Annotated in this window: 11 protein-coding genes and 1 tRNA gene; 10 read left to right on the top strand and 2 right to left on the bottom strand. The window is 41.8% G+C overall.

Annotated features, from left to right (window positions below; genetic code table 11):
- Positions 1-25 precede the first annotated feature (25 nt).
- The 7 genes from ACRD69_RS01985 (at position 26) to gltX (ending at position 9458) form a co-directional block, all read left to right on the top strand.
- A complete protein-coding gene (locus ACRD69_RS01985) occupies positions 26-2197 on the top strand; it encodes a beta-glucosidase family protein (protein WP_430813384.1) in 2172 nt (723 codons plus the stop codon).
- Between the two features lie 191 nt (positions 2198-2388).
- Positions 2389-2871 (top strand): DoxX family membrane protein, encoded by a 483-nt coding sequence (locus tag ACRD69_RS01980; protein WP_430813383.1) that lies wholly within the window; start codon positions 2389-2391, stop codon positions 2869-2871.
- A gap of 2 nt (positions 2872-2873) precedes the next feature.
- Positions 2874-4424: a Gfo/Idh/MocA family protein gene (locus ACRD69_RS01975; protein ID WP_430813382.1), complete on the top strand. Its 1551-nt coding sequence runs from the start codon at positions 2874-2876 to the stop codon at positions 4422-4424.
- Positions 4425-4466: 42 nt separating this feature from the next.
- The gene (locus ACRD69_RS01970; protein ID WP_430813381.1) at positions 4467-5951 is read left to right on the top strand and encodes a glycoside 3-dehydrogenase; all 1485 of its coding nucleotides are present in this window, start codon (positions 4467-4469) and stop codon (positions 5949-5951) included.
- 134 nt (positions 5952-6085) lie between these two features.
- Entirely contained in the window at positions 6086-6832 is a 747-nt protein-coding gene (locus tag ACRD69_RS01965; protein WP_430813380.1) for a 3-keto-disaccharide hydrolase, read from the top strand.
- The gene (locus tag ACRD69_RS01960; RefSeq protein WP_430813379.1) at positions 6829-7677 is read left to right on the top strand and encodes a sugar phosphate isomerase/epimerase family protein; all 849 of its coding nucleotides are present in this window, start codon (positions 6829-6831) and stop codon (positions 7675-7677) included. The genes ACRD69_RS01965 and ACRD69_RS01960 overlap by 4 nt, the downstream gene beginning before the upstream one ends.
- A 257-nt stretch (positions 7678-7934) precedes the next feature.
- Positions 7935-9458 (top strand): glutamate--tRNA ligase, encoded by a 1524-nt coding sequence (gene gltX / locus ACRD69_RS01955; RefSeq protein WP_430813378.1) that lies wholly within the window; start codon positions 7935-7937, stop codon positions 9456-9458.
- 678 nt (positions 9459-10136) lie between these two features.
- On the opposite strand, the gene ACRD69_RS01950 is transcribed toward gltX, so the two are convergent.
- Complete coding sequence (locus ACRD69_RS01950) at positions 10137-11849, bottom strand: glutamine--tRNA ligase/YqeY domain fusion protein (protein ID WP_430813377.1); 1713 nt, start codon at positions 11847-11849, stop codon at positions 10137-10139.
- Positions 11850-11990: 141 nt separating this feature from the next.
- Here ACRD69_RS01950 and folB point away from each other — a divergent pair, with 141 nt between their 5' ends.
- The 3 genes from folB (at position 11991) to ACRD69_RS01935 (ending at position 12678) form a co-directional block, all read left to right on the top strand.
- Entirely contained in the window at positions 11991-12359 is a 369-nt protein-coding gene (folB, locus tag ACRD69_RS01945) for a dihydroneopterin aldolase (protein WP_430813376.1), read from the top strand.
- A 2-nt stretch (positions 12360-12361) separates the two neighbouring features.
- Positions 12362-12556, top strand: coding sequence for a cysteine-rich CWC family protein (locus ACRD69_RS01940; protein ID WP_430813375.1), 195 nt, complete (start codon positions 12362-12364; stop codon positions 12554-12556).
- A 51-nt stretch (positions 12557-12607) separates the two neighbouring features.
- Positions 12608-12678: transfer RNA gene (locus tag ACRD69_RS01935), tRNA-Cys, on the top strand.
- 111 nt (positions 12679-12789) lie between these two features.
- Here the strand turns inward: ACRD69_RS01935 and ACRD69_RS01930 are convergent.
- Positions 12790-15093 (bottom strand): tetratricopeptide repeat-containing sensor histidine kinase, encoded by a 2304-nt coding sequence (locus ACRD69_RS01930; protein WP_430813374.1) that lies wholly within the window; start codon positions 15091-15093, stop codon positions 12790-12792.
- Between the last annotated feature and the right edge of the window lie 52 nt (positions 15094-15145).

Here is a 15145-nt window from a genome sequence, read left to right as displayed (position 1 = left end):
CTCTTCCAATAATAAACATAGAACCATGAAGTATCTCTTAATTTTGAGTGTATTGTTCTTTGGTGCAGTTGTGTCTGCCCAGGATCAGGATAAGATAGAAAAGCAGATCGATGACATTATCAGTCAGCTGACACTCGAGGAGAAAGTAAAGATGTGCCATGCACAATCCAAGTTTAGCTCGGCTGGTGTTGAACGCCTTGGCATACCCGAAATATGGATGTCAGACGGACCACATGGAGTGAGAGCAGAGATAGAATGGGATAGCTGGAGTTATGCAGGCTGGACCAATGATTCGTGTACCGCATTTCCGGCACTCACTTGTCTGGCGTCTACATTTAATCCTGAGTTGGCCTACAAATATGGTGTTGCCATTGGCGAAGAAGCGCGCTACCGCAGAAAAGATATTTTACTCGGGCCGGGAGTCAATATTTACCGGACACCCCTTAATGGTCGTAATTTTGAATACATGGGTGAAGACCCTTACCTGGCTTCTGTCATGTGTGTGCCTTATATCCATGGAGTTCAAAGCAATGGAGTGGCGGCCTGTGTCAAGCATTATGTACTCAATAACCAGGAAGTATGGCGTGATCATATCAATGTACAGGTGAGTGACCGTGCACTGCATGAGATATATCTGCCGGCATTTAAAGCAGCTGTTCAAAAAGGCGATGTATGGTCCATTATGGGAGCCTACAACAAATACAATGGTCAGCACACCAGTCATCATAAAGTACTGATCAATGATATACTGAAAGGTGATTGGGAATTTGATGGTGTGGTTGTAACCGACTGGGGCAGTGCCCATGATACGCGGGAGGCAGCACTCAATGGTTTGGATATTGAGATGGGAACGGGTACCGATGGTTTAAGCTCTTCCAAAGAAAATGCCTACGACTATTATTACCTGGCTAATCCTTTTCTCGACTTGCTTAAAAGTGGAGAAATCGACGAAAGTGTGGTAGATGATAAGGTACGTCGTATTCTTCGGTTGATGTACCGCACCAACATGGATCAGACACGTCCCTTTGGTCGCAAAGCTAACCAGCAACATTTTGACCTTGCCCGTGAAGTGGCACAGGAGGGAATTGTGCTGTTGAAAAACAACAAGGACTTCTTTCCTCTTAATCCGGAAACAACAAAGACCATTGCGGTGATTGGAGAAAACGCCACGCGTATGATGACTGTTGGCGGTGGTTCATCCGAGTTAAAAACCGTTCATGAGCTATCACCCCTGGATGGTATTATAAAGCGTTTTTCCAAGGCCAATATTGTTCATGCTATGGGATATTCATCAGGACCCTCTGTTTACAACAGGGTGATCGCACCGGATTTGGATCAGGATTCATTGAGGCAGGCAGCCATTGAAACTGCAGCAAATGCTGACATGGTATTGTTTGTCGGGGGCTTGAACAAAAATCATGAGCAGGACTGTGAGAATGGTGATCGTAAAAGTTTACACCTGCCATTTGGCCAGGATGAACTGTTGAATGAAATAATGACCGTTAATAAAAATGTGGCTGTTATTCTTGTCAGTGGTAATGCTGTTGCCATGCCATGGCAGTCAAAAGCCCAGGCTATTGTTCAGGCCTGGTACCTGGGCAGCGAAACAGGTCATGCCATTGCCGATGTGTTGTCAGGTGACATTAATCCATCGGGAAAATTACCCATGAGCTTCCCTGTGAAACTGGAAGACAATGGCGCTCATGCCTACGACGAATTATCCTATCCGGGTGATGGTGTTGACCAGGTTTATAAAGAAGATATACTGGTAGGTTACCGTTGGCACGATACCAAAAAGGTAAAACCACTCTATGCGTTTGGTTATGGCTTGTCATATACCACCTTCAAAATAAACACGGCTTCGGTTAATACGAATGAATATAGTGCCGGTGATGTGATCAGGCTCAATGTATCACTCAGCAACACAGGTGAGCTTGACGGGGCTGAAGTTGTTCAGGTGTATGTCACAGATGTGAAGGCTTCGGTTATGCGACCTGTAAAGGAATTAAAGGCCTTTAAAAAAGTGAAGTTGCAGGCAGGTGAAACCCAAATGGTGGAGCTGGAGCTGCCTGTTGATTCCTTTGCTTTTTACGATGAAAGCATTCATGACTGGAACCTGGAAAAAGGATCGTACAAGTTATTGATCGGAACGGCATCCAACCAGGTGAAGAAAACCGTCACAATAAACGTTCAATAGGAAAAGTATCAGATTATCAATACTAAACAGTGTAATGCGTAAGAAAGGGTGAAAAGTTGAAGTGTGTAGCTTGATGAGAAGTTGACAAATGTTCAAATAGTGTGTTTTAAATAGCTATTTGATTGAATAGTATTTGTTTGTATTGAATTTTCTGGTAATTTTTGATTTGTTAATCAGAATCTGACTTGAAAATGAACTATTCTCATCAACTTAATGCATTTCAACTATGTTCACTGGTAGTTGTTCGCATTCTGCTTGGTTGGTACCTCTTATATGAAGGGCTGGCCAAATTGTTTAACCCGCACTGGTCATCTTTTGGTTACCTCAAAAGCGCACAAGGTTTCCTGAGTGGTTTCTTCCATTCCCTGGCCGACAGTTCCCAGGCTATCGATGTTGTTAATTTTCTTAATATATGGGGCCTGATCGCTATTGGTTTAGGCCTTATTCTTGGTATATTGGGACGTATCGCTTCTCTGTCAGGTGCATTTCTTATCTTATTATACTATCTGGCACATCCTCCCTTAATTCATGCCAATGAGGTATTAATGACCAATGAAAATACGCTTTGGGTCGATAAGAATCTCATCTTCATTAGTGTACTTGTATTGTTGTATTTATTTCCGACCAGTAATATTATCGGGCTCGACCGTTTTATCTTCTTTAAAAGAAATTGATCATGGGTGATGACGTAAAGAAATTCTCCAGAAGAGCTATTGTTAAAACATTGGCAACGGTACCTGTACTGGGTGCAATGGGCTATGGCGTGCTCAGGAAACTGGAGTATGAAAAGCAGAAGGTGTATAACATAGCCGAAGAATTGGGAATAAACCTGTACGATGAACCTGAGATGCTTAGTTCAGGTAAGGGACAGACAATAAGACTGGGTATTATAGGAACCGGCGGGCGTGGAAAATACCTGCTTGAGGCGGCAGGTTTTGCACATCCTGATACTGTTAAGCACTGGTACGAACAAAATCAGCAAAATAAGGCAGATACCCGCTATGGTGACTATATGGGGCAGGATGATCTGAACATTGAAATTCGTGGTGTCTGTGATATTTTTGATGTACATGCCGGGCAGGCCATGTTGTCTGCCAGCAATGCTGAGAAATCAACATCACTAAATGAGGTATCCGCACATGTAAAGCGTTACCGCAACTATCGTGAGTTATTGGCTGCTGAAGATATTGATGCCGTCATAATTGCAACGCCTGATCACTGGCATGCACAAATGGGCATCGATGCTGCTAAGGCAGGTAAGCACATCTACATAGAAAAGGGATTGACCCGTACTGTTGAAGAGGCTTTTGCACTTCGAAAAGCTGTTAAGGAAACAGGGGTGGTGTTTCAACTGGGGCACCAGGGACGACAGACTGCCAGTTTTAACAAAGCCAGGCAGTTACTTGATAAAAATATTTTGGGTAAAATCTCTTTGATTGAAGTGTGCACCAATCGCAATGATCCCAATGGGGCCTGGGTTTATCCTATTCATCCCGAAGCCAATGAGAACACCATTGACTGGCAGCAATTTATTGAGCCCACCAACTCACATCCCTTCAGTGCTGAGCGTTTCTTTCGCTGGCGTTGCTGGTGGGACTATGGAACCGGATTGGGGGGCGACTTGCTGACCCATGAGTACGATGCCATTAACCAGGTCTTACAGCTGGGTATTCCTCATTCGGCTGTTGCATCGGGTGGTATCTACTATTTCAAGGATGGGCGAGAAGTGCCTGATGTTTTTCAGGCGGTATTTGAATATCCGGAGCGTGACCTGACATTGATGTACAGTGCCTCATTGGCCAATGAATTGTACCGGGGTAAGATCATAATGGGACACGACGCCACCATGAAAATGGAAAACAAGCTTGAGATCTATCCTGATAACCGGTCAACCCAATACCGCAAGCAGCTGGATGCTGGTTTGATATCCCCCGATCAACCCATGATCACCTATGAGCCTGGTCGGAATACCCTTGATGGAACCACATCGGCGACTGAGCAGTATTTCGCGAGCAGGGGATTATTGTATACTCATGTGCAGGGTAAGCGGGTCAATACAGCCCATCTGCATATGAAAGAATGGCTCGAATGTATCAGAAGGCAAAAGCAACCCAGTTGTGATATCAACCAGGCTTTTGAAGAGGCAATAACAGCTCATATGGCAACCATTGCTTATCGCGAAAGCCGCAAAGTATACTGGGATGCAGACAAAGAACAAGTAATATAATACCCTTTATAAACTCATTATTAATCACCTTACTAAACAGTTATGAATAACAACAAGAAAAGGCTTGAAATGGACCGGCGAAGATTTTTGACCAATGCAGGACTCGCCACAGCCGGGCTTACCCTGATGCCCTCAATTATGGCAATGGGAAATAGTCCACGTTCAAAAAATGGTAAACTAAACATTGCAGGAGTAGGAGTAGGCGGAAGAGGTTTTGGTGTTTTGAAAGCCATGGAAAGTGAAAATATTGTGGCCCTTTGTGATGTGGACTGGAAATATGCCAAAGGCTGTTTTGAGTATTTCCCAAAGGCCAAGCGTTATTGGGACTGGCGTAAAATGCTCGATGAGATGGGCAAAGATATTGACGCTGTAGTTGTGGCAACGGCCGATCATACGCATGCTATCATAGCTGCCACTGCCATAACAATGGGCAAGCATGTATATGTCGAAAAGCCATTAACCCATACGGTTTATGAATCACGCTTACTGACTAAACTGGCAGCCAAACACCAGGTAGCCACACAAATGGGTAACCAGGGAGCTTCGGGTGAAGGTGTTGCTTTAACCACCGAATGGATTCAGAATGGAGAGATAGGAGAAGTCAGAAAAGTGGAGGCTTTTACCGACCGGCCAATATGGCCACAGGGCTTAAATCGCCCAACGGAAGAACAAGCGATTCCTGATACGTTTAACTGGGACCTGTTTGTAGGTCCGGCCAGGATGCGTCCGTTTAATGAGATTTACACACCATGGAATTTCCGAGGCTGGTGGGATTTTGGTACAGGTGCATTAGGTGATATGGCTTGCCATATTCTTCACCCTGTATTTAAAGGACTGAAGCTGGGCTATCCAAGCAAAGCACAGGGAAGCTCTACTTTGTTACTGACAGATGCTGCTCCGGTTGCCCAAAAAGTTCGTCTGGTATTCCCCGAAAGACCAGGCTTGAAAAAAGTAGCCATGCCTGAAGTTGAAGTGCATTGGTACGATGGCGGCCTTCAACCGCTTAAGCCCGATGGCTGGCCGGCTGGTAAAGACATGAATAATCATGGTGGAGGCGTTCTGTTCCATGGTTCTAAAGATACACTGGTGTGTGGTTGTTATGGTCGCGATCCTTGGTTATTATCAGGGCGTGTACCCGATGTGCCAAAAACAGAGCCACGTATTACCATTAGTCACGAAATGGACTGGGTACGTGCCTGTAAAGAAAGCCCGAAAAAAAGGGTGGAAACACTATCGCCTTTTAGCGAGGCCGGCCCATTCAACGAAATGGTAGTAATGGGGGTGTTGGCCGTTCGCCTGCAATCACTCAATAAAGAATTGGAGTGGGATGGCGAAAATATGCGTTTTACCAATATTGGCGATGACGAAACCATCCGCACTGTTATCAGCGATGGCTTTAAGATCCATGACGGACATCCAACTTTCGACAAAGAATGGACAGAGCCTGTTAACGCCAATGCTTTTGCGCAGGAATTGATCAAACATACCTACCGGGATGGATGGACTTTACCGGAAATGCCCGTATGATTTAAATGCAGGTATGAAGTTGTGTTGAATTGAGTAATGAATTTAATTTTATTAATCAATTTCCACCACTCATATCTAATGCGCTAAAATATTGAAAGTAAAGAGTTAATAACCTTATTTAAATCTAAAATAAAATGAAGTATCTGGTAATATTAGTATTAGTGATGGCCATGTTTTCATCATGCAGCGAGAAGCCGCAGGAACATAATACATTAACTAAAGAAGAAAAGGCCGACGGGTGGCAACTGTTATTTGATGGAAAAACATCAGATGGCTGGCGTAACTATGGCAAAACAACGTTCCCTGATGGTTGGGAAATAACAGAAGATGGAACGATACATTGTCCTGGTTCAGGTCGTGGTGAAGCAGGCGGTAAAGATCGTGGTGATATATTGTATGGTGACAAGATGTTCAGCAATTTCCACTTGAAGCTGGAATGGAAAATATCAAAGGGTGGTAACTCGGGCATCTTCTACCTGGGACAGGAAAATGATTCTTTGGATTACATTTGGAAGACGGCACCCGAAATGCAGGTACTGGATAATGTAAATCATCCTGATGCCAAGGCAGGCATAGCAGGCAATCGTCAGGCCGGTTCATTGTATGATTTATACCCTGCTGTTCCCCAGAATGCCAAACCTTATGGAGAATGGAATGCTGTAGAAATAAAAGTTTATAAGGGATCTGTATGGCATATACAAAATGGTGAGACAGTGGTTGAATATCACCTGTGGACGCCGGAATGGAATGAGTTGGTAGCGGGTAGTAAGTTTCCTGCTTTGAATCCAACCTGGGCCGATGTGGCAACTGAAGGCTATATAGGGCTTCAGGATCACGGTGATGATGTTTGGTTCCGCAATATTAAAATCAAAGAATTATGATGCGTTTAACGCTGTTATTGGGTATCGCTTTTTATGTTGGTTCAATGGTCAGTTTAAACGCGCAAAAAGTGGAAAAGAGCATAGGTATACAATTGTGGTCTGTTCGCGATGATATGAAAAAAGATGCGCCAGGCACCATTAAACAGCTCGGAGAAATGGGCTATAGCTTTGTTGAAGCAGCAGGATACAAGGACGGGAAATTCTATGGAATGGAGCCCCTTGCCTTTAAAAAGCTGTTGAATAAGAATGGTCTGCAGTTTACCGCATCGCATTGTGGTATGGCCTTACCCGATAAGGAAAACCAGGATGAAATAATGCAATGGTGGGATGTGTGTATTGATGCGCATGCAAAGGCGGGAGTTAAGTACATTGTTCAGCCATTTATGGACGAAAAGGGTTATGGGTCCCTTGAAGATCTTAAACGCTATTGCGATTATTTTAATGCCATTGGTGAGAAGTGCAATGCCAAAGGCATTCGCTTTGGATACCACAACCACGATAAGGAATTTGAAGAAGTGGATGGCATTGTGCGCTATGATTATATGCTTCAAAATACCAGGCCTGAAAACGTCATGTTTCAGTTGGACCTATACTGGATCATGGTTGGTGAAAAAGATGCCCTTACTTATTTCAAAAATTATCCTAAACGCTTTGAGCTATGGCATGTTAAGGATGAAAAGGAATTGGGTGAAAGCGGTAAAATGGACTTCGAGCCCATTTTTAAAGAGTCGGCTCTGGCAGGGATGAAAGAGATAATTGTTGAGGTGGAGCGCTATAACTACACGCCTCTTGAGAGTGTGGAGAAGAGTCTTGAATATCTGTTAAATGCAAAGTACGTTAAGTAGTTAGTTTGATAATGAGTGAAGAGGCTGTTGATTTTTGACAGCCTCTTTTTTTTAGTTCAACTGTCAATAGCAGGCTTTGATTGCGTCAATTTTCAATTCGGCCTTAATATAATGTCATTGGATTCGCGACTCTTGTCGCATGGTACATCTATTTATCGAAAAACTCATCAAATGACTTTAAACGATATGCCATAGTCATAGGGTGAGTTTTTTAACAATTCAACTTTTAAAAACTATCTTTGCAAAAAAAACAACATATGACAACTCGTAAAGTACGTGTGCGCTTTGCGCCAAGTCCGACCGGACCATTACACATTGGTGGTGTTCGTACCGCTTTGTTTAACTACCTGTTTGCAAAAAAACATGGTGGTGATTTTATTCTTCGTATTGAAGATACTGATTCAACACGTTTTGTTGAAGGAGCAGAAGAGTACATCAACGAAAGTATGGAATGGTTGGGTATGACCATTGATGAAGGCGTGAAACAAGGTGGTGAGTTTGGTCCGTATAAGCAGAGTGAGCGTCGCGAGATATATAAGAAATACGCCGATCAGCTTGTTGAAACAGGCTGGGCTTATTATGCTTTTGATACGCCAGCAGAACTGGATGCTTTGCGTGCAGAAGCAGAAGCGGAAAAAACAACCTTTGCCTATGACATGCACTCACGCAATGGCTTAAAAAACTCGCTTGTTTTGAGCGAAGATGAGGTTAAGCAGCGCATGGAGGCAGGAGAGCCCTGGGTGATCCGTTTTAAAATGCCTGAAAATACAGAGGTGCAAACCAACGATATGGTGCGTGGTTCTGTAACATTCAATACCAATACCTTAGATGATAAAGTATTGTATAAAAGTGCTGATCAACTGCCAACCTATCACCTGGCTAATATCGTGGATGATCACTTAATGGAGATCTCACACGTTATCCGTGGTGAAGAATGGTTGCCATCGGTGCCCTTGCACATTATGTTGTATCGTGCATTAAACTGGGAAGAAACCATGCCGCAGTTTGCTCACCTGCCATTGATCCTGAAACCAACCGGTAAGGGTAAGTTATCGAAACGCGATGGTGATAAAGGTGGTTTCCCGGTATTCCCATTGAACTGGCAACTGGAAGATGGTATTGCGGCCGGTTATCGCGAGAGCGGTTATTTCCCTGAAGCTGTTGTTAACCTGCTGGCACTGTTGGGATGGAATCCTGGAACAGAGCAAGAGCTTTTCTCAATGGATGAGTTGGTTGAGTTATTCTCCATTGAACGTGTTAATAAATCTGGTGCCCGCTTCGACCCTGATAAAGCCAAATGGTTCAACCAGCAACACCTGGTGCGTAAGGATGATGAAGAGCTGGCTGCTCTATACCAGCGTGAGCTAAAAGAGAGAGGACACGAAGTTGGTAATGGATTTGTGCAGGAAGTAGTGGGCATGGTTAAAGAGCGTGTTAACTTTGTTAGTGAGTTGTGGGAGCAAAGCGCTTTCTTTTTTGAAGCACCGACTGAGTATGATCCTAAAGTGGTTAAAAAGCGCTGGAAAGGCGATGTACCTGCATTTATGGCTGATTTAACAGCAGAACTTGAAAAAGTTGAAAACTGGAAAGCTGATGATATAAAAGTAGCTATATCGGCTCAGATTGAAGCCAAAGGACTTGGTTTTGGTTTGGTGATGAATGCCTTCAGACTGGCGCTTGTTGGTGGAGGTTTTGGCCCTGACCTGATGACCATTGCCCAAATGATCGGAAAAGAAGAAACCGTTAAGCGTGTGAATGCCGCTGTTGAAAATATCGGATAACGAATTGATCGAATATAGATAATCGCGAATTACGCGAATAAAAAATCCCGTATCTTAACAGGTGCGGGATTTTTTTATTCTACCTGCTTTGACCACAAATTGCACCAATTGACACAAATTGAAAAGCACGAGTGAAATTTGAGTAATTGAGATTGAAATTTTTTATGGAGAATCGTTTCTGTTAAAACTTGAATGCTATGATATCATAGGTTGTTGTTTATAATAAGATATAAATATTCCCCACCTGATTTAAATACGGGATTTCTTTATTATAGCTGTTTTAACCACAAATTACACAGATTAACACAAATAGTTCCGCCATGCGGAACAAAAATTTGCGTAATTTGAGAAATTTGTGGTTGAAAGTTTAATTGGGAATCATTTCTATAAAAACGAGAATGTTATAATATCTAAGGTTGTTCAGAATAACAAAAAAAATGCCCTAACACAGGTACGGGATTTGTTATTTATATCTGCTTTGACCACAAATTGCACCAATTGGCACCAATTGAAATTCAAGAGTGAATTTTGCGTAATTTGAGAAATTTGTGGTTAAAAGTTTTAATTGGGAAGTATTTCTATAAAAACGAGAATGTTATAATATCAAAGGTTGTTCAGAATGACTAAAAAAATCCCGCATCTTAACAGGTACGGGATTTTTTTATCTTTTATCTAAGATTATTTCTTCTTCTTAGACCATGAATCTTTTAAGGTCACGGTACGATTGAAAACAACATTGTCTTCAGTCGAATCTTTATCAATACAGAAGTAACCTAAACGCTGGAACTGATAGCGCTCAACACCATCATCAAAATTAGCGCCGGCATCTCTATAGTTAGGCTCAATATAGCATGAGTTAATAACTGATAAAGAATCAGGGTTTAAAAACTCAAGGAATTCTTTGTCCTTGTGTCCGTCAGGTGCTTCGTCCATAAATAAGCGGTCATACTGCTTTACCTGAACGGTTTTAGCATGCTCAGTACTAACCCAGTGAAGTGTGCCCTTTACTTTTCTGTTACTGCCTTCCATACCACTTTTGGTGTCAGGATCGTAAGTACAGTAAATTTCAGAGATCTCACCGTTTTCATCCTTCTTAATGCTTTCGCACTTAACGATATAAGCATTTTTCAGGCGTACCTCACGTCCCACATCCATGCGGAAAAACTTGCGGGGAGCATTTTCCATAAAGTCGTCACGCTCAATATAGATTTCACGGCTAAACGGAAGCTTACGAGAACCCATGCTTTCGTCTTCAGGATTGTTAATGGCTTCCATCCATTCAACCTGCCCTTCCGGATAGTTGGTGATAATGACTTTAACAGGATTTAATACAGCATATACACGAGGTGCTTTTTTATTGAGGTCTTCGCGAATGCAGTGCTCCAATAAAGCCACATCAATTACATTTTCACGTTTGGCAACACCGATCTGGTCGGCAAATTTGCGAATCGATTCCGGAGTATAACCTCTGCGACGATAACCTGAGATAGTAGGCATACGCGGATCATCCCAACCGGCTACGTAGTTTTCGTTAACCAATTGAAGCAGCTTACGCTTACTCATAACCGTATAGTTAAGGTTCAGGCGCGCAAACTCGATCTGACGCGGACGTGCTTTTTCTTTTAACTCTGGTTGAAATTCCAGTATTTGCTCCAGGAACCAGTTGTAAAGAGGACGGTGCACTTCAAATTCAAGTGTACAAATTGAGTGGGTGATACCCTCAACAAAGTCGCCCTGACCATGTGCGAAATCATACATTGGATAAATACACCACTGGTCGCCTGTGCGGTGGTGATGCGCGTGAATGATTCGATACATTAGAGGATCGCGCATGTGCATATTAGGCGATGCCATATCAATTTTTGCACGTAACACACGTTCTCCATTCTGGAACTCACCTTTACGCATGCGTTCAAACAAGTCCAGGTTTTCTTCCACAGTTCTGTTGCGGAAAGGACTTTCCTGTCCAGGTGTTGTCGGAGTACCTTTCTGCGAAGCGATCTCCTCAGCACTTTGGTCATCAACATAAGCTTTCCCGTTCTTGATAAAAAGGACAGCCCACTGATACAATTGCTCAAAATAGTCAGATGTAAATTTAGGCTCATCATTCCATTGGAATCCTAGCCAGTTTACATCTTCCTTTATTGACTCAACATATTCGGTATCTTCCTTGGTAGGGTTGGTATCATCAAAACGAAGGTTGGTTCCGCCTTTGTAGTGCTTACCAAGTCCAAAGTTCAAACAAATGGATTTAGCGTGACCAATGTGCAGGTAGCCATTAGGCTCAGGTGGAAAACGGGTTAATACCGCTCCTCCATTCTTATTCTCACTTAAATCACTGTCAATTTCCTGGTGAATGAAATTTGTCTTTGGCGCTTCGTTCAATTCCATCTGCTCTATATTTTGTCTCTGTTATTATGTATTTGCTTTATCGGATGTGTGAACATCAGGCACAAAAGTAAGTGTTTTTCGACTTAAAAATCTGATGATTCGGCGATAAAAGATTATTTTCGCCAAAAAAATAGCACAACAATGGAACAGGAGCAATTGATAGGCGTGATTGAGCTTGAAGAAATGGAATTTTATGCTTACCACGGTTGTTTTAAAGAAGAGCAGGTCGTTGGTAATCGTTTTTTGGTAAAAGTAACACTGGAAACAGACTGCACAGTGCCTGCCGAAACAGATAATATTAATGATGCATTGAATTATGTATCGGTATATGAGATCGTCAGAGAGCAGATTATGCAGAACTCACATTTACTGGAGCATTTAAATAAACGCATTATTGATGGTATTTATGAGCGTTTTCCACAGCTGCTTAAAGCAACGGTAAAAGTATCAAAGATGAATCCGCCCATGGGGGGCCAGATGAAATGTGTTAGTGTCACTTTTTCGAGGTAATTATGAGTCAGACAGAAGGTACACCCAAAACATGTCCGAAGTGCGGAGCCAGCTATACATGCTATAGTAATACCAACAAAACGTGCTGGTGCAATAATTTTCAAATAAAAACTGAAAATCTTAAAGTGTTGGCTGATAAATACAACGGCTGCCTTTGTCCCGATTGTCTCAGTATTTATGCAGAAAAGAGGAAATAAAAATTTGCTCAGAAAATAATTTATTACTTATTTTGCAACCCGAAACACAACGGTTCCTTGGCCGAGTGGCTAGGCACTGGTCTGCAAAACCAGCTACGGCGGTTCGAGTCCGCCAGGAACCTCACAAAAAAAGGATTGAAGTTTTTACTTCAATCCTTTTGTTTTATATAGCTTTCTGGCCTACCACTTCATTTCCACCAATACTATTTCATCTCTTCAATAAAGCAGATCAACTATAGTTTTTCCTGATAGCTGTGAGCTTTTTGGGCTTCCGGAATGGTAAACCAAAATGTGGTACCATATTTCTGGCTCGACTCAACGCCAATATGCCCATTGTGCGATTCAATGGCCATTCGGCAATAGGTAAGTCCAAGGCCTGTTGAATGCATTTTTTTATTGGCTTTTACATTGGCCTGACCAAACTTCTCGAAGATATGTTCTTGTTGTTCAGAACTTATATATGAACCGTTGTTGTGAATAGAAACTTTTAACAGCTTATTATCCAATACATCAGCATTAATGGTAATGACATCATTCTTAGATGAAAATTTCACGGCATTGGATAATAGATTGGCAAAAACCCGGCGTAAAACCATGGCGTCAGCTTTCACTTCAATCTTATCTTCAAATACTATTTTAAAGCTGAGCAAGTTAAACTGGGCTATGAATGCAAGTTCATTAATAGCACCATTAATAATGGTGATCAAATCATTTTGTTCCTTGTTTAAAACAACTTCAACCGATTCACTCTTGTATACATCCAATGTGTTTTCTATCATATTCAGCATCTCATTGGCCAAATGTTTGATCAATTCATCCTTATTAGCCACTTCAGATAAAATGTCAACATTGATCATTGTTGAAAGTGGGTTTTTAAGGTCATGAATGATCATATTAGTCATGTCTTCTTTAAATTGTGATAGTCGTTTTAGTGATTGGTTAGTATGGATAAGCTCCATGGCTTGCTTTTTAATTTCAAGATTCTTGGCGTGAAGCTGCACGTTTGCTTTTCTTTTCTCGATAAAACCGCGCCAAATAATCAGTGCAAAAAAGATCATAAACAGAAATCCAAAAATAAATGCATTCCTGACTGTTTTCTCCTTTTTTAATTCTGCAGCCTGTAAACGATCTTTTTTCTGCTGCTCCTGCTTTAACAGCTCTTTTTCCTTGGCTGACTTATATTCATATTCGAGGTTGCTGATTCTTCTGATATTTTCTTCATTGTACAAGCTATCACTCATTGTTTTATAGGACACATGTGCCATATAAGCCTCTTTGTATAAACCCAATTTCTCACTGCTCTTAGCCAGTATGCCGGCGCTTTGGCCCATTAGGTTTATATCGTCAATGGCAGTGGCCATCAGGTAGGCTTTTTTACTATAGCGGTAAGCCAATTTATGCTTATTCTGCTTACTGTAAATAGTCGATATGCCTATGTAACTGCTTATTTCAGTTCGTTTATATAAAATTGATTTACTAATGCTGATGGCCGTATTATAACTCTCCATGGCTTCGGCAAACTTGCCTTTTAATACGAGTATATCGCCCAAATCCCTGTAAGCGATCACTTCGCCTTGTTTATTACCAATCTCCTTTTGCAAAGCCAGTGTTTCCTGCTGATACTCCCAGGCTTGGTCGTAATCGCCCATTTTAACATATATGTGGGCCATATATTCATAGTTATAGCAAAGGCCTGTTTTGAATCTGACTTTTTCGGCATAATGCAAGCCTTTCAGGCAGTGTTCAATGGCATCACTGTAGTTTCCCTTTATCTTTTGGATGTTGGCAATGTTGGAAGCAGCTATTGAGGCGTCTTTGTAGTTTTTCTGACGCTCATCAATTATAAAGCTTTTTTGATAGCACTCAAGCGCCTTGGGCCAGTTACCATAATGTTCGTATACAACTCCAAGGTTATTGAGTGCAAAGGAAATGACTTCATCTTTTTTTATTTTGTAAGCCATGTTAAGGGCAGCTTTTTCATATTGCAGGGCCAGGTCATAATTACCTATATCGGCATAATTAGTACCTAAACTGGCATAGTTGTAACAAATAGATACGCTGTCTTTTTGTGCAATATTGATATCGAGCGCCTTTTTTATAAAGTTGGTTGCCTGGTCAACCTTTCCCTGGAAATAATGTATTTTTCCAATGTAGTAATAGTTTTTCGCCGTCCCTTTGAGGTTACCGATTGACTGATTAATAACCAGGCTTTTATTGGCATACTCCAATACCAGATCAAACTCTGAAGCCACATAATTATACATTGCCAACTGATCGTAATAATCGGCCATACCCTTTTGATAATCTAATTCTTCTGCTATTTTACCTGCCTCTGTCAAATGTTTAAACGCTCTTTGCGGCTCAACGTTTTGAAGTGATGCAGCTGTCTTGTTTAACAGGTTTACACGTGCCGTATCTCGCTGTGTCATCCTGGAAAGTAAGTTTTCAAGACTGTCAATGTGTGAGGATTGAGAATAGGTGGATTGGGGATATATTATAAACAGAAACAATGATATAAAGAGGATGGCGATCTTCATGAATTATGTGTTTTGTGTTGTTGAAAATACCAATTTTTTCAGAAATTGCATG

Origin of the sequence: Carboxylicivirga agarovorans (assembly GCF_050589845.1) — a bacterium.
Taxonomy (GTDB): Bacteria; Bacteroidota; Bacteroidia; order Bacteroidales; family Marinilabiliaceae; genus Carboxylicivirga; species Carboxylicivirga agarovorans.
Note: the sequence above shows the minus strand (reverse complement) of the source record. Positions and strands in the feature narration are given on the sequence as shown.